Origin of the sequence: Haloplanus natans DSM 17983, from assembly GCF_000427685.1 — an archaeon.
GTDB classification, from domain to species: Archaea; Halobacteriota; Halobacteria; order Halobacteriales; family Haloferacaceae; genus Haloplanus; species Haloplanus natans.
Genome location: NZ_KE386573.1, coordinates 1,132,870 through 1,153,450, shown reverse-complemented (window position 1 = coordinate 1,153,450; position 20,581 = coordinate 1,132,870). Strand labels below are relative to the sequence as shown.

18 protein-coding genes are annotated in these 20,581 nt (G+C 69.2%); 7 read left to right on the top strand and 11 right to left on the bottom strand.

Annotated features, from left to right (window positions below):
• Positions 1–4 precede the first annotated feature (4 nt).
• From ccsA (HALNA_RS08080) to HALNA_RS08070, 3 genes are read right to left on the bottom strand one after another with little or no spacing between them, the layout of a single operon-like run.
• Positions 5–772 carry a cytochrome c biogenesis protein CcsA gene (gene ccsA, locus HALNA_RS08080; RefSeq protein WP_211226005.1) on the bottom strand — a complete coding sequence of 256 codons (768 nt, stop codon included), beginning with the start codon at positions 770–772 and terminating at the stop codon, positions 5–7.
• Positions 773–777: 5 nt separating this feature from the next.
• On the bottom strand, positions 778–1,458 hold the full coding sequence (locus HALNA_RS08075) for a cytochrome c biogenesis CcdA family protein (protein ID WP_049935878.1): 681 nt from the start codon (positions 1,456–1,458) through the stop codon (positions 778–780).
• A gap of 24 nt (positions 1,459–1,482) precedes the next feature.
• Entirely contained in the window at positions 1,483–2,901 is a 1,419-nt protein-coding gene (locus tag HALNA_RS08070; RefSeq protein ID WP_084509943.1) for a c-type cytochrome, read from the bottom strand.
• A 313-nt stretch (positions 2,902–3,214) separates the two neighbouring features.
• Between HALNA_RS08070 and HALNA_RS08065 the strand changes: the two genes are divergently transcribed.
• From HALNA_RS08065 to HALNA_RS08055, 3 genes are read left to right on the top strand one after another with little or no spacing between them, the layout of a single operon-like run.
• Positions 3,215–3,694 carry a thioredoxin family protein gene (locus HALNA_RS08065; protein ID WP_211226004.1) on the top strand — a complete coding sequence of 160 codons (480 nt, stop codon included), beginning with the start codon at positions 3,215–3,217 and terminating at the stop codon, positions 3,692–3,694.
• Positions 3,691–6,090 carry a cytochrome c biogenesis protein CcsA gene (ccsA, locus tag HALNA_RS08060; RefSeq protein ID WP_049935876.1) on the top strand — a complete coding sequence of 800 codons (2,400 nt, stop codon included), beginning with the start codon at positions 3,691–3,693 and terminating at the stop codon, positions 6,088–6,090. Before HALNA_RS08065 ends, ccsA (HALNA_RS08060) begins: the two co-directional genes overlap by 4 nt.
• Complete coding sequence (locus HALNA_RS08055) at positions 6,090–7,355, top strand: carboxypeptidase-like regulatory domain-containing protein (RefSeq protein ID WP_049935875.1); 1,266 nt, start codon at positions 6,090–6,092, stop codon at positions 7,353–7,355. The genes ccsA (HALNA_RS08060) and HALNA_RS08055 overlap by 1 nt, the downstream gene beginning before the upstream one ends.
• Positions 7,356–7,393: 38 nt before the next feature.
• Here HALNA_RS08055 and HALNA_RS08050 read toward each other — a convergent pair whose 3' ends face one another.
• Together HALNA_RS08050 and priS are read right to left on the bottom strand one after the other, a co-directional pair.
• Complete coding sequence (locus HALNA_RS08050; RefSeq protein WP_049935874.1) at positions 7,394–8,200, bottom strand: hypothetical protein; 807 nt, start codon at positions 8,198–8,200, stop codon at positions 7,394–7,396.
• Positions 8,197–9,351: a DNA primase small subunit PriS gene (gene priS / locus HALNA_RS08045; RefSeq protein ID WP_049935873.1), complete on the bottom strand. Its 1,155-nt coding sequence runs from the start codon at positions 9,349–9,351 to the stop codon at positions 8,197–8,199. Before priS ends, HALNA_RS08050 begins: the two co-directional genes overlap by 4 nt.
• A gap of 474 nt (positions 9,352–9,825) precedes the next feature.
• Here priS and HALNA_RS08040 point away from each other — a divergent pair, with 474 nt between their 5' ends.
• The gene (locus HALNA_RS08040) at positions 9,826–10,857 is read left to right on the top strand and encodes a mechanosensitive ion channel family protein (RefSeq protein WP_049935872.1); all 1,032 of its coding nucleotides are present in this window, start codon (positions 9,826–9,828) and stop codon (positions 10,855–10,857) included.
• A gap of 164 nt (positions 10,858–11,021) precedes the next feature.
• On the opposite strand, the gene HALNA_RS08035 is transcribed toward HALNA_RS08040, so the two are convergent.
• On the bottom strand, positions 11,022–11,426 hold the full coding sequence (locus HALNA_RS08035; RefSeq protein ID WP_049935871.1) for a universal stress protein: 405 nt from the start codon (positions 11,424–11,426) through the stop codon (positions 11,022–11,024).
• Positions 11,427–11,586: 160 nt separating this feature from the next.
• Entirely contained in the window at positions 11,587–11,790 is a 204-nt protein-coding gene (locus HALNA_RS08030) for a dodecin (protein ID WP_049935870.1), read from the bottom strand.
• Positions 11,791–11,892: 102 nt separating this feature from the next.
• Here HALNA_RS08030 and HALNA_RS08025 point away from each other — a divergent pair, with 102 nt between their 5' ends.
• The 3 genes from HALNA_RS08025 to HALNA_RS08015 all read left to right on the top strand — a co-directional run bounded on the left by HALNA_RS08025 (position 11,893) and on the right by HALNA_RS08015 (position 15,332).
• Positions 11,893–13,611, top strand: coding sequence for a DNA mismatch repair protein (locus tag HALNA_RS08025; protein WP_049935869.1), 1,719 nt, complete (start codon positions 11,893–11,895; stop codon positions 13,609–13,611).
• A gap of 114 nt (positions 13,612–13,725) precedes the next feature.
• Positions 13,726–15,078: a CRTAC1 family protein gene (locus tag HALNA_RS08020; RefSeq protein WP_049935868.1), complete on the top strand. Its 1,353-nt coding sequence runs from the start codon at positions 13,726–13,728 to the stop codon at positions 15,076–15,078.
• A 59-nt stretch (positions 15,079–15,137) separates the two neighbouring features.
• Positions 15,138–15,332, top strand: coding sequence for a DUF7576 family protein (locus HALNA_RS08015; RefSeq protein ID WP_049935867.1), 195 nt, complete (start codon positions 15,138–15,140; stop codon positions 15,330–15,332).
• Here the strand turns inward: HALNA_RS08015 and HALNA_RS08010 are convergent, their stop codons facing one another.
• From HALNA_RS08010 to HALNA_RS07995, 4 genes are read right to left on the bottom strand one after another with little or no spacing between them, the layout of a single operon-like run.
• Complete coding sequence (locus HALNA_RS08010) at positions 15,333–17,732, bottom strand: ATP-dependent DNA helicase (protein ID WP_049935866.1); 2,400 nt, start codon at positions 17,730–17,732, stop codon at positions 15,333–15,335. It abuts the gene before it with no gap.
• A gap of 46 nt (positions 17,733–17,778) precedes the next feature.
• A complete protein-coding gene (locus tag HALNA_RS08005) occupies positions 17,779–18,159 on the bottom strand; it encodes a hypothetical protein (RefSeq protein WP_049935865.1) in 381 nt (126 codons plus the stop codon).
• 3 nt (positions 18,160–18,162) lie between these two features.
• Positions 18,163–19,923: a S8 family serine peptidase gene (locus HALNA_RS08000; RefSeq protein ID WP_049935864.1), complete on the bottom strand. Its 1,761-nt coding sequence runs from the start codon at positions 19,921–19,923 to the stop codon at positions 18,163–18,165.
• A 9-nt stretch (positions 19,924–19,932) separates the two neighbouring features.
• Positions 19,933–20,538, bottom strand: a complete 606-nt coding sequence (locus HALNA_RS07995) for an ArsR/SmtB family transcription factor (protein WP_049935863.1) — start codon at positions 20,536–20,538, stop codon at positions 19,933–19,935.
• Positions 20,539–20,581 lie beyond the last annotated feature (43 nt).

Genomic DNA, 20,581 nt, shown 5'->3' with positions numbered 1-20,581 from the left:
ACGATCACCTCCTCCCACCGGTGAGTCCGCGGAGACGGTCTTCGACTTCGTGCACCCGAATCCGAACGCCGAGGAGGTAGACGTACAGGAGAGTCGCCGCGACGACGGTTACGAGCAGCGTCGTCGGGCCGATGTTCGCGCTGACCTCCGGGTTCCCGATGGTCGTCTCGTGGAACGTGGGCGTCCACAGCCGCGTCGAGGCATAGGAGATGGGAACCGTGACGAAGCCGACGACGCCGTACACCGCGGTGTAGCGGTCGCCCGTGTTCGGGTCCGTCGCCGACGACACCACGAGATAGCCAGCGTAGATGAACCACACGATCAGGAAGGTGACGAGGCGAACGTCCGTCCACTCCCACCACGAGTTCCAGATGACCTTCCCCCACGCACTTCCCAGCAGGAGCGTCAGCGTCGCGAAGAGGAAGCCGAGTTCCCCGGCGCTGTGGGCGAGGCGGCTCCAGAAGCGCCCCCGGTATCGGAGGAAGAGCACGCTCCCGAGGAACGTCGTGCCGAGCGCCGCCGAGGCCACCCACGCGAGGGCGATATGCCAGTAAGCGAGCAGGTTGCCGCCGTGTTCGATGCCGTACATCGTCTTCGACGCGTGGCCGAACACCAGGACGAACGAGAGCGTCCCGAACAGGAGCGCCCCCCACTTCACGGCCCGGCTCCGGGTGACGCGGTGGAGGAGCCCGGTGATTCGGCCGACGATCCGCGCGGCGCTGAAGCGATTCGACCGCGATCGATTCCGTTCGTTTCGTTGGTCAGTAGTCATGGCTGTTAGAGCGTGTCAGTCAGCGACGCGAGCGCGAGTTTGTCGATATCGAAGAGCACGGCCAGTCCGAGCAGGACGAACGCGTACCCGGTGGCGGTTCGAAAGCCAGCCCCGGGCCGCCAGTCGAGGAGTCGGCGCCCGCCCGCCCGCCCGGCGTAGGCCACGCCGAGCAGCGGCAGCGAGAACCCGACGCCGTAAGTAAAGAGGAGGCCGGCGCCGCCGACGACGCCCTCGGTCGATCCGACGTACGCGAGGACGCCCCCGAGGACGGGGCCGACACAGGGTAGCCAGATGACGCCGAGCAACAGGCCGACCACGAAGGCGTTCGCGAGCGGGTGGCGGTCCTCGTCGACTCGCCCGGTCAGGGCCGTCGCCCGCCCGGCGAGCCGGGAGGCGTACCGGCTGTACGCCGCGTTCACGTCGTCGTCCGCGAGCACGACGCCGAACGCGAGCATGAGGACGGCGAAGGGAGCGCGGATCGTCTCGGGCGTTACCGACCCGAGGGAGCCAGTCACCACGCCGAGGGCGGTAAACGTCAGCGTGCTCCCCGTGACGATGAGGACCGGCCGGAATCGGTGTCCGTTCGCGCCGACGACGAGGACGGGGATCATCGGCAGACAACACGGTGTCAGTATCGTCAGGACGCCGGCGAAAAAGACCGCAAGCGTGGAGGGTGTTTCGAGCATCGGTCCGTAGTCCAGTGCGGTGTGTCAGCTGGCCGCGTGCGACCCCTCTATCGCCGACGAGACCGCACCCGATGTCGCGACGGCCGACTGGTTCGAAGCCGTCGCGTTCGTCGACGTTTCGTTTCCGACTGTCTCGTACGTCCGGATCCAGGTGGTCTGCCACGAGCCGTCGACCGACCCGTTACGGAGCGGCTGGTCGTACCGACTCGTATCCTCCGGGATCATCTCCGCGGTGAGCTTCGAGTCGTCGATGGGGATGCCCGCCAGCATCAGCTTCTTCGTCATCGGATTCATGTCGTAGCCGTGTCGCTGCTGGACGCGCTTGTAGTAGATGCCCTCGTCGGGGGCACCCGACACGGCCCAGTCTTTGGGCTGGCGCGGCAGGTGCGGTCGCTTGTGAGCGTTCATGAATCCGGCGACGTCCTGGACGTCCTCCCAGTTCGAGAACGTGTGACCCGCGCCGTAAGGCATGGCTTCGCGGATGAACGCGGCCGAGGTGTACATCCGCCCCATACCGGCGCCGTCGTTGAACGAGCCCTCGCCCCACAGCGGCGGGTACTGCCCCTCGATACCCTGTCCGTCCGCGCCGTGACAGGACGCGCAGTTCTCGAGGTAGAGTTCGGCCCCGCGGACGGGGTTGACCTCGGGCACCGGCACCTTCTCGTCACCTTCCGGTTTCTCCAGGTGGCGCCAGTAGGGGACGCGACTGCTCGGAGTCCCCTTGTTCAGCCAGACCATGTACGACTCCATCGCCTGAATCTCGCGGCTGTCGTAGGCCGGGACGCCCTCGGCCGAGCCGGGGGCGTTCATGCTCCGGAGGAAACAACCCATGATACGCTGGCGCATATCGCGCATACGCTCGGTGCGGCCCGTCCACTCGGGGTAGCCCGCGGCGGTGCCGACCAGCGGGATCATGTCGATGTCCTGGCCGACCATGCCGGTCGTCGTCGGCAGGTCACCGCCGCCGTGGCAGTTCGCACACGACAGATCGTTGCCGACGTGTTCGGGCATCTCCTCCGAGGTGTTGGCGAACAGGCTCCGCCCCTCACGGATGAGTTCGGCCCGTTTCTCGTTGTCGGGCAACGTCGAGTTGTTCATCTTCTTGGGCTGGAACTCGATTTCCGCGCCCGCGTTCGGGTCCTTGTATTTGAACTCCTGATCGCGCAGGTCCTCACTGTACCACTTCTGCCCGCTGAACGTCGCCGGAAGTGCTCGAACGCCACCGGCGGCGCCGCTACCACCGGCACCGCCGCCGCTGGCGTTGCTCGCTCCCGGCGTCGTCGGGCCGCCGGCCTGGGTCGCCGGTGCCCCGGGGCCGACCGCACCGACACCGAGGTACGCGAGGACGCCGTTGAGGGCGAACACCAGGACGACCGCAGCGGCAACCGTCCCGACGAGAAGGAGCGCGGGTTTGAGCAGGAGCGTCGAGTCGCCCTGACTCATGCGTGTGTCACCGATCGTTCGAATGTACCTGTCATAGTTGTGGTCCGCTCGCGCGTAGTAATTCGCTATATCTACACATCCAATATAAACCTTCCTCCGTTTTTCTCGCCGAGATTCGACCCTACAAGTATCCTTTGCGGATTTTCTCACTCCGAAAAACGCGGCCGATTCGTTCGTTCGCTGCCGACGACTTGTCGACGCCGAATTTAGCGTTCATCGGACCTCTAATCGGCTCTCGTAGCCGTCTTGATTTTTCAGTGCGAGCGAAGAGACAGTAGGTTTTACTAGGGGAAGCCGTTACTGGCGGTCACCAATGAAGCCTCGAAAGGCGATGACGCTCGCCTTCTTCGTGGTCTTGCTTAGTATTGGGTATTTTTCGATGCATGCAGCGCCCACGCTGAGCGACGAGAACTACTCGTATCACGGGGACACGCGCTGGCAGACGGACGTGACGGCCGCCGAGGAGACTGCGGCGGCCGAGGGGAAACCGATCGTCGTCTACTTCTGGACGACGTGGTGTACCTACTGTGAGGACTACAACCGGGAGGTGTACGCCGATCCGGCGGTGCAGTCGGCGCTCGACGACTTCGTGAAGGTGGCGGTGAACCTGGACGACGACGGCGGAGCCGCGTCCCGGATGCAACGGGAGTACAACGTCAACTACCCGCCCCAGCACGTCGTCATCACGCCCGACGGTGAGGTGCTGGTCCGGATCAACGGCTACGCCGGGACCGAGGATTTCCTCTCCTATCTCGACACGGCCGAGCAACGCTACTCGGGTGGGTCGTCATGAACGTCGGGACGGTCCTGCTCGGACTCGCCTTCGGCGCGTCGCTCTCGGCGGCCGGCCTCCTGGGTCGTGCCTACGTCGCCGACGACGACGCGTACGTCGCACACGTCCCGAAACTCACCGCGGCGGCCGCCGTCTTGCTCGTCTCGGCGTTGCTCCACCTCACGTATCAGTTCGTGACGACCGACTACTCGAACGCCTACGTCTGGGAGAACACCGCCTCGTACCTGCCGTTGCTCTACCGGGTAACCGGCGTCTACGCCGCCAACGAGGGGTCGGTGTTGCTGTGGGCGGCCATCGTCTCGGTCGTGGCGATGATCGCTGGCGCGGTTCGCGGCATCCCCGACCGACACGCCAAGCTGATTCACGGCCTCACGCTCGGCCTCGTCGCGTACTTCACCGGCATGTTGTTGGCCCAGAGCCCGTTCGCGTCGATTCGGACGGCATTCCCCGGCGCCCCGCCGGGGTTCGTGCCCACGTCCGGCCAGGGACTGAACCCCCTGCTGGTCGATCCGTACATGGCGATCCACCCGCCCGTGATGTTTACCGCCTACGCCCTCCTGGCGATGCCGTTCGCCATCGGGGCGGCTCACTTCGTCTCGCTGTTCCGGGGGAACGGCGGCGTCTTCCCGACGTGGCACGGGAGCGTCACGCGCTGGCTCCGCCTGAGCTGGCTGTTTCTGACCGCCGCGGTCGCGCTCGGTGGCCTCTGGTCTTACACCGTCCTCGGGTGGGGCGGCATCTGGGCGTGGGACCCCGTCGAGACGGCGATCCTGATCCCGTGGCTCTTCCTGACCGCGACGCTCCATGCCGTCAGCGCCTACGAGCCGACGGGTCGCTACCGCGTCCTCGCGCCCGCGATGACCGCGACGGTGTTCGCGCTCGCGGTGTACACCACGTCGGTCGTCCGGAGCGGCGTCTTCCGGAGCGTCCACTCCTTCGCCGACGGCGGTATCGGCGCCGCCTTCCTCCTCCTCATGGCGCTGACCGCTGCGCTCGGCGTCCTCGCCCCGGTGACCTACTGGCTGCTCCAACCGGACGATGGAGCCGACGACGGGGCCGACGGCCGGTGGCTCCGCCGTGCGAACCTCGTCCACCTCGCCGTCCTCGGTTTCGGCCTCCTCACCTTCGTCTCGCTTTGGGGACTTTCCTTCCCGCTGCTCCGGAACGCGATCACCGGGCTCGAAGTCTCGGTCGAAGCGCGCTACTACAACCTCTGGAGCTACCCGCTCGTCCTCGGCCTCCTCCTGCTTCTCGGGTTCTACATGGACTACGAAGCCGCGGGACGTACGCGAGCGCTCGCCGGTCTCGGCGCCTTCACCGTCGCCACGCTCGTCGGCGCGTTCGTCGCCCCCACCGAGATGTGGCAACTGGCGTCGACCCGACCGGACGACGCCGTCGTCTACCGACTCGTCGGGTCGGCGAGCGCTGCGTCGGTGCTGCCGCCCGTCGCCTACGCCATCCTCGGGACCGTGAAACGGACCGGCGGCCGAATCCGGACGGCGGCCTCCCGCAACGCGAGACTGAAGCAGATGGGGATAAGCCTCATCCACGTCGGTGCGGCGCTGCTCGTCCTCTCCCTTCCCTTCATGTACGTCTTCGCCGGGCAGGCGTCCGTGATGGCGACCGGCGTCGGGGACGGATCGATGGACACGTCCCGGCAGGCGGTTCCCGGTTCCGACTACTCGGTCCGGGTCCTCGGTCACTCCCGGACCGAGTTCCCGCAGGACCCGGCGGTCGGGACGCACGCGCTCTCGACCGAGCAGGTGGTGCGGCGCGGCTCCTCGTTGAACGGCTCCGTCCAGACGGTCCACGGGCGAGTGACCGACGTTCGCGAGGGGCCGCGGGCGACGGTCGTCCAACTCGACGGCTCGAACGTCTGGATCGGCCTCGCCGGCAACGGGACGACGGTCCCGGTGACGACCGGCGAACGCATCGTCGCTCGGGGGCGCCTGATGTGGGACTTCGTGCCGAGCGCGGACGCCGTCGTCCTCGCGGGGCCGAAGACGGTCGGGCCGACGGCCGACCCGCCCGAGAGCGTCGTCCCGACCCGCGTCGTCGCGGAGGGCGTCTCGCTCGCGGTGTACGAGGGTGACCGGCTCCGCGCCTCCGGCATCGCCGGACAGCGACGCTATCCCGAACAGGGCGGTATGCAGATCAGGGACGTCGTCATCGACCGCGGTCTCCTCGCCGATACGTACGTCATCGCCGGAGTCAGCGACGGCACCGCCTCGATCACTGTCAAGCGGATTCCCTTCGTCACGCTCATGCGACTCGCCATCGTCTCGCTGCTCCTCGGGATGAGCCTCGTTGCCCTCTTCGACCCGCGCCACGGCGCGGTGACCGACACGGCGGTTCGTGGGACGGCCCGCGACGCGAACCCGGAGGTGGCGGACTGATGAAGCGCCTCCTCGCACTCGTCGTCGTCCTCGCCTGTGTCGCCGCCGCCCCGACCGCCGCGGCGCAGTCGACGGTGTCCGTTTCGGGCACCGTCACCGTCGACGGCGGCAGTGCCGACGGCGCCCAGGTGACCGTCGTTCCCGTCACCGCGACCCAGCAACGCGCCGGCCCCCCCGCACGGACGACGGTGCAGGGGTCGTCGTTCTCGGTCGACGTCGCCGAAGCGTCGGCGTACGCCGTCCGGGTCGCATACGGGAGCACGACCCACTACGAAATGCTCCGCAACACCACGAGCGCGTCGCTCAGCCTCTCGGGATCGGTCGGCGGGCGCGTCGCGGACGCCTCGGGGACGCCCCTCTCCGGCGTACCCATTCGGGTGACCGACGACCAGGGCTTCGTCGTGACGGAAACCGAAACCGACGGCGACGGCCGGTTCAGGGTCGGACCGGTCGAGGAGACGGAGACCTACCGCGTCCGGGCGACCGTCGACGGCGTCGGCTATCGGGCGACCGTCGAGGCGTCCGAGAGTGGGACCGTCAGCCTCGTGGCGCGCCCGCCGACCGCGGACGCGTCCGTTCTCCGGATCGCCAACGACAGCCGGACGCCGTACGTGTTGCAGGTCGTGCCGCCGGCGAACGGGACGAGCGTCCCGAGCGTGATCGGGACGATTACCCTCCGGAACCCGACCGACCGCCCCTTCGTCGGGGTGGTCGAACTCCCCGTCCCGGCGGACGCCACGCCGTACGCGGCGATGGCCGGGGGACAGGAGGCAGAGTACCGGCGGACCGACGGCGGGGTCCAGGTCAACGTCTCCGTCCCCGCGAACGCCACCGCGCGGGTCGGGGTCGCCGCCGACCTCGACGGGACGCGGGTCGAGACGGCGCCGCTTCGTGACACCGCGTCGCTCACCGTCGTCGTCCAGGGCTACGATCCGAACACGGTCGACCACTCTCGGAACCTCCGCGTCGGCGAAGCGCCGATCCCGCTGCTCACCAGCGACGGGCCGATCGACGCGGGTGAGACGATCCGGTTCGACCTCGACGGTGCGCGCACGCAGAACGCGACGGGCGCGAGCGTGGCGTCCGGCGGGAACGAGGCGGGCGCAGCCGCGGGGGGAGATACGGACCGCGGGGCCACAGCGGAGACGGCGCCGTCCGCCAGCGCCGCCATCCCTTCGTTCCCCGGGCTGTCGATCCTCGGCGCCGTCGCTGGGATGGTGGTCGTCGGCCTCGTCGGCGCGCGACTGCTTCCACGCGACGACTAACCGCGTCGCTCACGATTTTCGACCGTCGATAGCACGAATCAGTCCAGTCGTTCGGCGGCGTCCCGATCGAGCAACGGCTCGGCGTTCGGCGTCGGGAGCGTCACCACGTCCTCGTTGGCGAGGTCGTACTCCCGTTCGTCGACGCCGAATATCTCGCCCACGTCGCGAGTGATGCGGAGGGTGGTGCGCTGGGTGTCGGGCGCCGATTCGGACGCCGCGCCCGGGCGGGCGTCGCCGTCGGGCGTCGGCGACGGATCGTCCTCGGCCGGCGCGTCCCCGCCCATCGCTTCCGCGAGCAAGTCGTCCGGGTCGGGCGCCGGGGCCACGTCGGCCGGCGGCGAGGGTTCCGACTCCGCTCGCCCGGCCGCGTCGGCCGGCGAGGGATCTGTCGAGTCCGGGGCCGGGGCCGACTCGTCGGGCGTGCCCTCGTCCGGCGAGTCGGACTCGGCGCCGCCCACGTCGCCCGCCAGCGTATCCAGCACCGTCTCGCGGTTCCGCTCGATGCGTGTGACCAGGTCGTCGAACAGGTCCCGCTCCTCGCTGGTGAGCCCTTCGTCCTCGGCGGCCATGCCCGCCGCGGCGAACGTCGCTCGCTTGACTATTTTGCCGACGCGCCGCTCGTAGATGCTCTCGACAACCTCCTCGGCGGTCTCGATTTCGTCGGTGAGGCGGCTCACCTCCGGCGAGGAGAAGGGGTCGTCCGCCTCGGCGGCCATCCGCTTGCGTTCGGCCTTGCGCTCGGCGACGTAGTCGGCCACGTCGCGATAAAACGAGTCCCGAAGGTGCTGGAGACTGTCTTTCTGCCGTTCGGTGCGCTGGACCGAGCGCAGTTCCTCCACGTTCATTCTTTGACCTTCCGGGCTCGATTGCGCGTCATCAGGAACACGCCGACACACTCCGGTACCGATTGCTCACCGGCGTCGAGGGTAAAACTGTCGCCGTCGAGTTCGACGGTTCCGGGGTCGGTCACCTCGACCCGAACCGAGCGTCTGGTGAAGCGTTCGGGGACGGCGTCGACCAGCGGGTCGAAGTCGTCGAGGGCCGACCGGTCGAGTCGGCGGACGACGAGCCCACTCCCCCCGTGGAGGCTCCCCGGCAGGCGGATCAACCGGTGAGTGTCCGTCGTCACCGGTTCGTCGATGGGCGCCGTCTCCGCGGCGACCGTCTCGCGGGCCAGCGCCTCGACCAACGTTCGCGCCCCCGGGCCGCCGGCCTCGACGTTGCCGTCCGCGACGGCGTCGCCGTCGAACGCGCCGAGCAGCGTGGTCGCCCGTCCGTCGCCGATGCCGTCGAACTCCATGAGACGTTCCTTGGCGTCGGCCTCCTCCAGGTCGCTCAACTCGTCGACGAACCGCTGGAGGCGGCGGTGAGTGCGCCGCCCCCAGCCGCCTTGCGTGCGAAGTTCGCGACGGGTCGTCCCGCCGACGGCGCGGGTCCGGACGAGACCCTCGACGTCGAGGTCGACCGCGCGGACGTAGTCGACGATTTCGCGGCGGGCCGCCGAATCGAGACCGGCAAGGCCGTCGTCGCGGACGTGGACGTGATAGCCGCGGCCGCCGGAGAAGACGACGGTCACGTCCTCGAACCCGAAGTCGGTTTCGAGCAGATCGAGCAGGCGCTCCAGGGCGTCCTTGCAGGCCGCGAGCATCTCGGCGTACGTCGCCTCGTCGGGGTCGACGCTCGGGAGATGGTCGGCGTCGAGGTCGAAGACGAGGTCGGCGCCTCGCCACCGCTTCTCGTCCATCGTGTCCGCGCCCGGATCGTCGTAACACGCCGCGGAGAAGTAGACGTGGCGCGGCGCCTCGCGCGCGAGGAAGTCGCTCAGGTCGCCGAGTTCGTAGATAGACTGGTGGCGGACCATCGTCGTCGACTCGCCGCGCGTCCACGGGATGTGGCCCCACTCGCGGGCGTCGGGATCGGGCGGGAGCGTCGGGTCGGCGCTCCGATAGTAGTCACCGAAGCGCCCCGAGAGATACTCGCGTGTCCGTCGATCCATGCGTCCACCACCTGGGTCGTGGACGATTTAGCTTCTGCGGTGAGGGCGCTAAGCCCCCTTCCCCCACGAAGTGAGCGAAGCGAACGGAGTAGGATGGGGATACAGCGCCCGCACACTTTGCTTGCACGGTCTCGGCCACGCTTACTGCGCCTCCGGGTGTATGTGGTAGTACGATGCTCGCCACGCCTCCGATGGTGTTCAAGCGCGACAAGAAGCGCGCACCGTCGGTTGTGATCGAGTGTCCAACCGGTAGGAGTGGGACACTCCGAACCGCCCGTGAAGGGAAGTCGCCTGCGGAGTCTGGAACCGCTGTGTCCACGTCGGATGCAAGTTCCGACACAGAAACAGGAAGCCCCACCCTCAACAAGCGAGGGGCGAGTAGCCCCGAGCGCGGTAGCGTGTGGTAGTTCACTAGCTTCCGAACGCGGGCCGTGACGTGGAAACCCTTTTTTCGGGAGGCGCAGAGACCTTGGCATGGACATGGGGGCGGTCGCGCTGGCCGGAACGAGCCCACTGACCGGGGCCGAGACGCTGATACGGTGGCTGTGGGGCTTTCGGACCGCTCGGGTGATGGCCGCGCTACTCGTGGTCGTCCTCGGGATCGTCGTCTCGAAGTTCCTCGTTCGCCTGCTCGGACGACCCATCGCCCGCCGGTTCGAGCGACAGAGCGTCGCTCAGACCGTCCTCGGGATCATCCGGGTCTCGACGATCATCGTCGCGACGTTCGTCGCCGGGAGCATCGTCGGCCTCGGCATCGGCGACATCGTCCTCTCGGTGACCGTCTTCTCGGCCGTCCTCGGTATCGTCCTCGCGCCCATCGTCGGGAGCATCATCAACGGCGTGTTCGTCCTCGCGGACAACCCCTACGAGATCGGCGACATGATCGAACTCGAGGACGGACGGCGGGGGTTCGTCGACGATATCACCCTTCGCTACACGAAGATATTGACCCTGGAGAACACCTTCCTCGTCGTACCGAACTCGTCGATGCGGGAGCGCGACGTGACCAACTTCTCCGCCGAGGACGAACGGACGCGGCTCTCGCTGCCGCTTCTCGTCACTTACGAGGGGAACCTAGAGGAGGCCCGACGGATCATGGAACGGGCCGCACGCGACTGCAGCGGCGTGATCGAGGGCGGGCCGGACATCCGTATCGGGAGCGCACGCTACCCCGCGAAGCCGACCTGTTACATCGACGCCTACGCCGACAGCGGCGTTCGGCTTGGCCTCCGGTACTGGACTCGGAAGCCGTACAAGATATCGACCGTCGAGTCGGCCGTCCGCGAGCGTATCTGGGCGGAACTGGAGGATGCGGATGTGGAGATTGCCTACCCGCACCAACAACTCCGGTTCGACGAACACAGCGGGATCGCCCGCGTCGCCGTCGAGGACGGCAACGAGCGAGCGGCCCCGGCCGAGCGGACCGAGAGCGGCGTGACGGCACGGGACCCGATCGAGAGCGGCGAGAGCGCACCCGACGCCGAAACCGAGGACACGGCGGAGTAGCGCCGTTCGGACGGCGAGTCCGTCTCACACGGATCGTGGACGGCCCGGCGAATCGCCGGTACTGACGTACGACAGACCGTCTCATAGTGGTTGTTGTAACTGTGTACCGGCGGTTCGCCGGAACGGGTCGGCGAACCACCGGTAACGACTTACACTGATCCCTATCAGCCCTCGCTGACGGTCACCACGTCGCAGTCGAGTTTCTCCCGCAGGAAGCGATCGATATCCGGGTCGTCGAGGAAGCGACTGAACGTGCGCCGCCACCGACTGACCTGTTTCGAGCCGATGACGACCACGTCGGCGTTCTCGGCGGCCACCTCGTCGAGGATGGTCTCCTCGACCAGAAAGCCCCGACGGACGACGTATCGTGCGCGAGCGATGGCCCCGAACTCCGCCTCGACCGCCCGCTTGAGTTCCGTCCGCGTCACCTCGCGACCTTCCTGATAGAGGTCGACGTGGAGGACCGTCAGATCGGCGTCGCGCTCCTCGGCGAGACGGATGGCCTCGGCCAGTGTCGCCTTGGAGTGTCTGCTGAGCGGATAGCGGACCGGGACGACCACCAGAGACATACGGGGAGGGACGGCGGCGGGGCGTTTCAATCTATTCGATTCGGACGGGGTGGTGTCCTGCGTGCCGGCGAGTCGTCCCCATAGTCGGTCCGTCCCGGACGACCGGCGCGGCCGCTCCCGCGGTCGACGCGACGGGGTGAAAGCCGTCAGGTGACCGGTCCTATCGGTCCTCGAGTTCGAACGCCACCGTGACCTCAGCTTGGTACTCCCGGCCCTCGACGCTCGCGATCTCGACCCCCAGTTCGTCCACTTCGATCCACTTCACGTTGTCCAGGGTCGACTCGGCGCGGTCGATGGCGTCGTCGGCCGCGGCGTCGAAGCTCTCCGGACTCGTCCCGATCAGCGTGATCTTCTTGAAGACCATGGCTCGTGTCAGCTATTCTCACAGGAGTGACTTAAAATCCCGTCCGTCGTCCGGCGTCGTCTCGGAGACAACCACTATACGCCCCGCCCGACTCCGTCCGGTATGCGACTGGAGGATTACTGGGGCGTGGGGCCGAAGACGAGTGAACGTCTCCGAGAGACACTCGGGGAGGAGGCGGCCGTCGAAGCCATCGAATCCGCGGACGTGCGCGCGCTGACCGACGCGGGGATCACGCGGGGGCGAGCGACGCGCATCCTCCGCCGCGCCAACGACCAGGCTGGGATGGACGCCCTCGCCACCCGCGACGCGCGAGAGGTGTACGACGACCTGTTGGCGCTGGCGAGCGAGTACGCCCTCACCCGTCACGCCGCCGACCGAATCCGGGTGCTGACGCCGCTTTCGAACCCCGAAGCAGTCGAGAAACGGCTGGACGCCGTCGACGCCGCCGTCGGCGCGTGGACCGACCTCGACGGGGAGAACGGGGAAGCGGTCGTCGAGGCCTTCGACGCCTACGACGCGGCCGAGGGGACCGAACGCGCCGCCGTCGACGCCGTTCTCGCCCTCCGCGACGCCGGCCTCGACGGGTCGACGTTCGGCGCCCTCGGCGACATCGACCCCGACGCGGTGCGCGAGGCGGCCGACGCCCTGCAGTACGTCACTCCCGAGGGAGTGGCCGTGGGCGCCGACGACCGCCTCGACGACCTTCGAGGCCGTCTCGACGACGCGCGCGACCTGGAGAACTCCGCGTTCGACGTGCTCGACCGGATTCGGGAGACGGGCGTGCGGGACCTCGAGGATTTCCGCCGCGCCTTCGCCGACTACGTGGATCGCGAGACGCGTCTGTCGCGGTCGGCGGTCGAGGAGGTGGCGCCCGGCGAGGCCCACGACGCCGCCGACTTCGTGAGCACGGCGCTTCGGGCGCTGGTCGACGACTTCGAACGCCGCGTCGCGGCACGCGAACGCGAGGTGGAAGACGACCTCCGGGCGTCCATCGCCGACGCCCGAGACGACGTGGACCGGGCGGTCGCCGCCGTCGACGACGTGGCGTTCGATCTCTCGCTGGCGCGCTTTGCGGCCGCACACGACCTGGTTCGGCCGACCCTCGGCGGCGACGGCCTCGCCGTCGAGGGGGCGCGCAACCTCTTTCTGTCCGACCCGGACCCAGTCGACTACGCGGTCGGCGACCACGATCTGTCGCCGCCGACGGGCGACCGCGTGGCCGTGCTGACGGGTGCCAACAGCGGGGGGAAGACGACGCTGCTGGAGACCTGCTGTTCGGTCGCGCTACTGGCCGCGATGGGGCTTCCCGTCCCCGCCGACTGCGCCGCTGTCGGCGAGTTCGACGCCGTGGTCTTCCACCGCCGCCACGCCAGTTTCAACGCGGGGGTGCTGGAGTCGACGCTGAAATCCATCGTCCCGCCCTTGACCGACGGCGGCCGGACGCTCATGCTCGTCGACGAGTTCGAAGCCATCACCGAACCCGGGCGCGCCGCGGACCTGCTGAACGGCCTGGTCGATCTCACCGTCGAACGGGGCGCCCTCGGCGTCTACGTCACCCACCTCGCGGACGATCTGAGCCCGCTTCCCGACGCCGCCCGGATCGACGGCATCTTCGCCGAGGGGTTGACCCCCGACCTCGATCTTCGGGTGGATTACCAGCCGCGTTTCGGCACCGTCGGCAAGTCGACGCCGGAGTTCATCGTATCCCGCCTCGTCGCGAACGCGGGCGACCGGCGGGTGCGACAGGGGTTCGAACACCTCGCCGCCGCGGTGGGCGAGGAGGCAGTCCAGCGCACCCTCTCCGACGTGTGGGATGGGTGAGACGGGCCACCGAATCGGCCGGCCGCCACCGTTCGGTCCCCGACTCGCTGCGGATCGACCGTCCGGACCACGTCGGAGCGTACGACTCTTAACCCCGCGTCGTCTGGGAGAGGTATGTTCGAGGACCGTTCGGGACTCCTCGCCGACAATCCGCCGTTTCGAGGGTACGGCACGGCCGTCACGGTCGGTCCCGACGGTCCACGGCTGTTCGTCGCTGGGTTCGGCAACGCCAATCGCGTCCTGCGATGGCGGGACGGGACGGTCGTCGACGCGGCCTGTGGCGTCCTCGCGGACGAGGGGCGCCACGCCATCGGCGTCGCCGCCGCTGATCTCGACGCGGACGGACGCGAGGAAGTGTACGTCCACAACGTGGCCGCCTTCGGCGGTACCTCCGCCGAGGCCGACCTCCTCCTCGATCCGACGGACGAGGGGACGTGGCGTGACCTCTTCGCCGATCCGGTGAACCGCGGCCGCGAGAACTACCACGTCGGCCGGTCGGTCGCCGCTATCGACCGCCTCGGCACCGGCCGGTACGGTATCTTCGTCACCGGCTACGGCGCCCCCGCCCGCTTCTACGAGGTGGGCGACGACGGCGGCATCACCGACCTCGCGGACGCGGTGGGCCTCGACGTGGTGACGGGTGGGCGCTCCGTCGCCGCCGGCCCCATCCTCTCCGACCGCACGGACGTGTTCGTCGGCGCGGAGCGGGGGGCGAACCTCCTGCTCCGAAACGTCGGCGGTACCTTCGTCGACGTGGCACGGGAGTACGGCGTCGACGACGACGAGGAGAACGCCCGCGGCGCGACGCTCGTCGCGCCCGACGCCGCGCCGACACTCGACATCGTCTGTGGCAACTGGAACGGCTCGAACCGACTGTTCACCCGCGACGGCGACGGTCCCTTCGAGGACGTTGCGCCCCCACCGCTCGCCCGGCCGGCGCGCGTCCGAACCATCGTCGCCGCCGACTTCGACAACGACGGCCGCCAGGAACTGTTCGTCAACTGCCTCGGCACGCCGAACCGCCTGCTCGAATACGATGGGGGGTGGACACAGACGGGCATTGGCGACGCCCTCGAAGCCGAGGGAATGGGCACCGGCGCCGCCGTCGCCGATATCGACGGCGACGGCACGCTCGAACTCCTCGTCGTCCACGGCGAGGCCCAGGCGCAGCCACTCTCCCTGTTCGCCGCCCCGAACGACGGCGACTGGCTCCGGGTTCGACCGCTCACCTCCGACGGCGCCCCCGCCCGCGGCGCGCGGGTCGACCTGACGACGGAGGAGGGACGGCAGAGTCGTCTCATCGACGCCGGCAGCGGCTACCTCTGCCAGATGGAGCCCGTCGCCCACTTCGGGTTGGGGACCGCGACGCCCCGCGAGATGACGGTCCGCTGGCCCGACGGCTGCCAGCGGACGGTGACCGACCTCGACGCCCGAACGACGGTCCGCTGTCCCCATCCCACCGGCTGATCGCCCCGTCGGCCGAGTTAGCGGGATTTAAGACGGGCTCCCCGTTACTGACTGGAAAGATGATCGACCCCACATCCGACATTGGGGAGGACGTCGACGAGAGCACCGCACCGACGTGTCACACGTGTGGGAAGAAGATCATGCAGGAACCGGCACATCGGGTCGTCTCGTGGGTCGAGGACGGCGAGGTCGAACATCTTCACTTCTGTGACGACGAGTGCCGCGAGGCCTGGAGCGGACGCCGGCCGCGATAGCTACCCGTCGAACCGATCCAGCCCCAGCGACAGCATATCCGGGCTGACGGGCTGGAACTCCTCGCGCTCCCACTCGGGGAAATACTCCCGAACCCCGTTCCATCGGTCGCGAGCGTAGCGGGCGTCGACGAACACCCGGACCCCGCGTTCGTCGGGGCCGCGGATCACTCGCCCGATCGCCTGCCGTGCCTTTCGGACCGCGGGTACCGTCAGCGCCGTCTCGAACCCGCTACGTCCGCCACGGCCCTCGCACCCGAACGCGCGGTCGTACGCCGTCGCGACCGCCCGGGTCCGCGGCCGCGTCGTGTCGACCAGCGGGACCCCACAGACCACCGCCGCATGCAGGCGATCGCCCCGGTAGTCGACGCCCTCCGTGAGCGTCCCCCGGAGGCTGGTGACGAGCGTCTTCGATCCGCCGGCGAAGAAGTCGGATTTGAGCGCCTCGGTCGCCCCGTCGTCGCTCGACTCGTCGAGCAGGACCGGCGAATCGAGGCGGGTCTCCAACTCGCCGGCCATCCACTCCGCCTCGGCGTAGTTCGGCATCCCGACGAGGACGTTCCCCTCCCGTCTTGCCACCTCGACGACGGCGTCGACGTACACCCGCCGAGTGTCGCTTGCCGACCCCGGCGCGCCGCGGTTCTCGTGGGTGAACGCCGGCGCGTCGACGGCGAAACTCGCCCGGTTCTCGGCCGGGAACGTGAGGCCGTAGGTCCGTTCGACGACCGGCCGACCGTCGTCGGCCAACTCGTCCAGTCCCGTCACCGTCCGGAACACGTCGAGCGGTTCGAGCGTCGCCGACATCAACACGCCGCCGCCGAACTCGCCCAGCCGATCCGCGATGGCGTCGCTGGGGACACAGTTGTGAAGCGACAGGCGGGCGTTGTAGGCCCGTCGCCACGAGTCGGCGGGTTCGGCCTCGTTCCACGTGCGCGAGCAGTCGATGGACCGGAAGTACCGGCCGTGATCCGCACGATACCACGCGCCGAGCACTCGCCCGGCCGTCGGGGCCGCCCGTTCGCGGTCCTCCTCCTCCAGTTCGTTCAGGACGCGCGCGACGACGGCGCCGACCGCCTCGGCGCGCACCCACACGTCGTCGCCGTACTCCTTCGTTGCCCACTCCGTTATCCGGTCGGGTTCGGGCGTCTCCGGATCGCGGAGGGGTATCTCCTCGTCCGGCAGGTCGTCCATCCCCGTCCGCCACGCCGGATATTTCCGGTCGAGGTGGGCGCGCACCCGCCGGTCGAGTTCCTCGCGCAGGTCGCGGACGAACGCCCGCGTCTCTTTCAGTTCCGAAAGCGTCACGTCGGACTCCTCCAACTCGCCACGGACGAGGGCGCCGTCCCCCGATTCCGGTGTCCCGGACCCCGTCCGGCTGTCACCGGACCGTGTCCGGTTGCCCGAGGGACTGCGTCCCTCCACGCCGTCCAGTTCGACCGGCTGGATCGCCCGCGTCAACTCCGACTCGGCGTCACGGAGGGTCGCGTCGGCCACCCCATCGCTCACCAGATCACGCACCCGCGGTTCGAGCATATGCGCCTCGTCACAGACGACGAACGTCGCGTCGTCGAGCAGGGCGCCGGTAAAGGAGTCGACGGTCCGCGGGTCGAACGCGTGGTAGTAGTTGCCGATGACGACTTCGACGTGTGGCAGGAGCGCCCCCAGCATCGAGTGCGGGCAGGTGCCGTGGCCCGCCGAGAGGCCGACCAGATCCTCCGTATCGAGGAGGCCGGCGTCCTCGAAGTCGAAGGGGACGGCCTCGACGGGGTCGCCCTCTTCGGGCAGGTCGTCGAGATACTGCGCGTAGAAGGGGCAGTATTCGGTGTCGCCGTACTCGGCGGTGTCGGGGAGATAGGGTGTCGGTTCGCCGGCGGTCTCTAGATAGTCGACCGACGCCCCGCCCCCGCCGGAGTCGAGCAGACCGGTCTGGGCCTGCCGGGCCTCCGCGGCAAGCGTCGCCGCCGTCGTCGGCCCCTCGCTCCCGGTCAGGTTGCGCGTCCGCTCGCGGAGCCCCTCACAGCGGTCGTAGACGGTCGACTCGTCGATCCGTCCGGCTCGTTCGCGGCTGTACGGACACACGTCGGCCTTGCCGACGAGCGTCAGCGCCGAGACGGGGCGCCAGTCGTCGGGGAGGCCGTCGTTGATCGTGCGCACGTCCGCCTCGAACTGCCGGAGTTGCTGTTTGACGCTCGTCAGCACGACCACCCGCTCGAAGTCGGAGTCGGGGTCGCGTACGCGGTCGATCCCCGCCGTCAGCGCGAGCATCGTTTTGCCGGTGCCGCAGGCGCCCTCGATCACCGCGAACCCGTCCCGCTCGGCCGTCGATATCGCCGTCTCGATGCCGTCGGCCTGTTCGGGATACGGCTCGTCGTGGCCGAACACTGCCCGCCACGTTTCGCCCATTACTCCGTGGCTGGCGTCGTTCTCGGATAAAAAGCTCGGCTCGGTGTTACAGCAGGCTCTGGCCCAACACGATCACCGCGAGGTTGTTGGCGAAGACGCCGAGGCCGACGGCGACGAGAAAACCCAGCCATGCCTCGATGGCGAGGGCGAAATATCGGTTCGCGGGCGCCGGCGTCCGTCGCAGGCGGTCGACGAGCAGTCGAAAGCAGCCTGTGACGAGTACCACCGCGGCGAGGTGGGTACCGATCACCGTCAGCACCCCTCGGCCCAGCAGCCACCGCATCAGCGGATTACTCTCGGCGCCAGTGCCGACGAGCCGAGCGGCCGAAAGCGTCGTCAACAGGTCGACCGCGAGCAGGAGAAACAGGGCAACTGCGATCCAGTCCCAGTACTCCTCGATGCGTGACTCCGCAACCTGCGCCGTCACGGACTATCGCTCCCGGCTTCCGCCGTCGGCCGTGCCGTCGCGTCGCTCGCGGCCGCCGGCACCGTCGTCGGTCGTGTTGCCGCCGTTCCGGTCCCGATCACGCCCGGGACTTCGGTCCGCGTCGTCATCCCGGTTTCGCTCGTCGCGCGCGTCGTCGACCCCCGAGCGACGCCCATCGTCGGGGCGGGTGACGTTCCGGGCGGACTCGTCCGCCGACCGCGTCGGCGACGTGCCCGTGGTGGAGTCGGTCGCCCCGCGGTCGGGATCCGGGCTGGCGGTCACGTCGGGCCACGTCCCGGCGTCGTCGACCGACTCCACCGTGGCGGACGCCGATCCGTCGGGGTCGCCCGCGCCGGCAGTCGCCAACTCGCCGCTCGCCGACGCGGCCTCGACGGCGGCCAGCGCGTCGACCGTCGATCCCTCGTCGTCGGCGGTGCGTTCGAGGATGGCCTCGATGCGGGCGGGCGAGGGGTCCCGCCCGGCGGCCTCCACCAGCGCGGCCGTCCCGGCGACGTAGGGTGCGGCGGCCGACGTGCCGACGAAGGTCGGGTCGGCGCGCGTCCGGGCGTCGGCGGGGGCGGTCAGATCGACCGATCCTGCCTCCGAGAGCGAACTGTACGGGAGGGGTTCGCCGTTCGCGGCCGCGCCAACGGCGACGACGCGGTCACTCGTCGCGGGCGCGACCATGCTCCCGTGGGCGGTCGTGTGTTCGAGTCGGTGGTGGGCGGCGAACACCTGCACGCGGCCGGGGTCGGTGGCCGGGGTCGACGGAGCGGCCACGCCGTTGCTCGTGGCTGTCGCCACGCTGTTGTCCGTGGCTGTCGCCACGCTGTTGTCCGTGGCTGTCGCCACGCTGTTGTCCGTGGCTGTCGCCACGCTATCAGCGTAGACACCCACGTAGTACCGCCCGCGGGGGACCGCCACGTCGATGGACTCGACGGTGAGGCCGGGACCGGTCTCGTCGCCGACGGATTTCGCGACGACGCGGTCGGCGCCGTCCGGGAGGCGCCTGTAGAGGTAAAGATCGTAGTCGGCGGCACTGTGCCAGCGCAGCCGAACGGTCACCCGTCCTCGCAGACGTTCGCCGTCGGCGAGGGCGTTCGCCGCGTCGTCGGCGGCGAAGGTGACCCAGCCCTTAGCGGTGCCCGTGCCGGCCCAGTGGCGGTCGGCGTAGTTGCCGGCGGAGGTAACGAAGACGACGCCCCGCTCGATCGCCCGTTCGGCGGCGGCGGTGATCCGTCGTTCGTCGGCCGCGACGCTCGGGAAATAACTCCCCGAATCGACGATGATGTCGGCGCCGCGGGCGGTCAGCCACTCGACGGCCGCCGCGTACTCCGCGGGCGTGGGCGTCCGGCCGACGCCCGCGAGATACAGGTCCGCGTCCGGCGCCGTCTCGGAGACCACCTCGGCGACGGCGGTGTCGTGAGCGGTCGACCGGGGCGGATCGCCGACCTGTCGCTCGGCGGCGACGTGCGGTGCAACGGCGCCGCCGGCATCGAATCCCTGTCCGATGACGCCGACGGAGACGCCCGCACCCGTCAGTCCGCGGTCGTGGACGGCGTCGGCCCGGACCGTCCGGAGCGCCTCGGCGGTCGCCCCGGCGCTCGACGGATGGCGCTCGACCGCGGCGCCGACGGTGAGACCCACGTCGCCGACCCCCCGCGTCGGCTCGGCCCGTTCGACACCCGCCAGCGCCGGCTGGACGACCGCGAGGACGACGACGGCGGTGAGGAGTGCGACACGCGATCGGGGGGCGAGGGACATGAGCGTGACTCAGTCGGTGTATCGATCCCAGACGGCCAGGAGGGCGACGACGAGGAGGCCACCGGCGAGGAAGGCAACGCCCGGCGGGACGAGACCGAGTATCGGTCCGGCCGCACCTCCGACGGTGTCGCCGACACGGGGTGCCGTGCCCGGGCCACCGAGGTCGACCACGCCGGTCCCGAACGACCGCTGGACGGCGAACGCGGCAACGGCGAGGACGGCGAGGACGCCGACCAGTCGATCCAGCGAGTCCAAGAACCGTTCCTTGTCGGCGTCGGAGCCGACGACGACCAGCGAGTCCTGGCTCGGGGCGTACACCTTCATCTCCCGCCCCTTTACCGAGTAGCGCGTGCCGGCGACTTCGACCAGGCCGGCTTCCTGTAAGTTGCCGAGGTGGTGACGCACGTTCTGGAGGGAGGTCGACACGGAGTCGGCGAGCTCGGACGCGGTCGCGGGGCGCTCTTCTAGCGCGGTCAGGATGGACCGGGCCGTCTCCGACGAGACGGAGCCGATGAGGCGCTCCGCATCGTCGTCCGTCAGGGACAGGACGCGGAGTTCACCCTCGTCTTCGGGCGTCACGTCCTGCTCCAAGTGCGAGGGTAAGAGCCCTGACATCGGGCGTTGGTTACGAACCCAAGTAAAAAATCCTTCGCCAGAA

What these genes read in the sequence shown, in the direction of transcription:
- ccsA (WP_211226005.1), bottom strand. Translation starts at nt 772, where the DNA reads ATGACTACTGACCAACGAAACGAACGGAATCGATCGCGGTCGAATCGC.
- HALNA_RS08075 (WP_049935878.1), bottom strand. Translation starts at nt 1,458, where the DNA reads ATGCTCGAAACACCCTCCACGCTTGCGGTCTTTTTCGCCGGCGTCCTG.
- HALNA_RS08070 (WP_084509943.1), bottom strand. Translation starts at nt 2,901, where the DNA reads ATGAGTCAGGGCGACTCGACGCTCCTGCTCAAACCCGCGCTCCTTCTC.
- HALNA_RS08065 (WP_211226004.1), top strand. Translation starts at nt 3,215, where the DNA reads ATGAAGCCTCGAAAGGCGATGACGCTCGCCTTCTTCGTGGTCTTGCTT.
- ccsA (WP_049935876.1), top strand. Translation starts at nt 3,691, where the DNA reads ATGAACGTCGGGACGGTCCTGCTCGGACTCGCCTTCGGCGCGTCGCTC.
- HALNA_RS08055 (WP_049935875.1), top strand. Translation starts at nt 6,090, where the DNA reads ATGAAGCGCCTCCTCGCACTCGTCGTCGTCCTCGCCTGTGTCGCCGCC.
- HALNA_RS08050 (WP_049935874.1), bottom strand. Translation starts at nt 8,200, where the DNA reads ATGAACGTGGAGGAACTGCGCTCGGTCCAGCGCACCGAACGGCAGAAA.
- priS (WP_049935873.1), bottom strand. Translation starts at nt 9,351, where the DNA reads ATGGATCGACGGACACGCGAGTATCTCTCGGGGCGCTTCGGTGACTAC.
- HALNA_RS08040 (WP_049935872.1), top strand. Translation starts at nt 9,826, where the DNA reads ATGGACATGGGGGCGGTCGCGCTGGCCGGAACGAGCCCACTGACCGGG.
- HALNA_RS08035 (WP_049935871.1), bottom strand. Translation starts at nt 11,426, where the DNA reads ATGTCTCTGGTGGTCGTCCCGGTCCGCTATCCGCTCAGCAGACACTCC.
- HALNA_RS08030 (WP_049935870.1), bottom strand. Translation starts at nt 11,790, where the DNA reads ATGGTCTTCAAGAAGATCACGCTGATCGGGACGAGTCCGGAGAGCTTC.
- HALNA_RS08025 (WP_049935869.1), top strand. Translation starts at nt 11,893, where the DNA reads ATGCGACTGGAGGATTACTGGGGCGTGGGGCCGAAGACGAGTGAACGT.
- HALNA_RS08020 (WP_049935868.1), top strand. Translation starts at nt 13,726, where the DNA reads ATGTTCGAGGACCGTTCGGGACTCCTCGCCGACAATCCGCCGTTTCGA.
- HALNA_RS08015 (WP_049935867.1), top strand. Translation starts at nt 15,138, where the DNA reads ATGATCGACCCCACATCCGACATTGGGGAGGACGTCGACGAGAGCACC.
- HALNA_RS08010 (WP_049935866.1), bottom strand. Translation starts at nt 17,732, where the DNA reads ATGGGCGAAACGTGGCGGGCAGTGTTCGGCCACGACGAGCCGTATCCC.
- HALNA_RS08000 (WP_049935864.1), bottom strand. Translation starts at nt 19,923, where the DNA reads ATGTCCCTCGCCCCCCGATCGCGTGTCGCACTCCTCACCGCCGTCGTC.
- HALNA_RS07995 (WP_049935863.1), bottom strand. Translation starts at nt 20,538, where the DNA reads ATGTCAGGGCTCTTACCCTCGCACTTGGAGCAGGACGTGACGCCCGAA.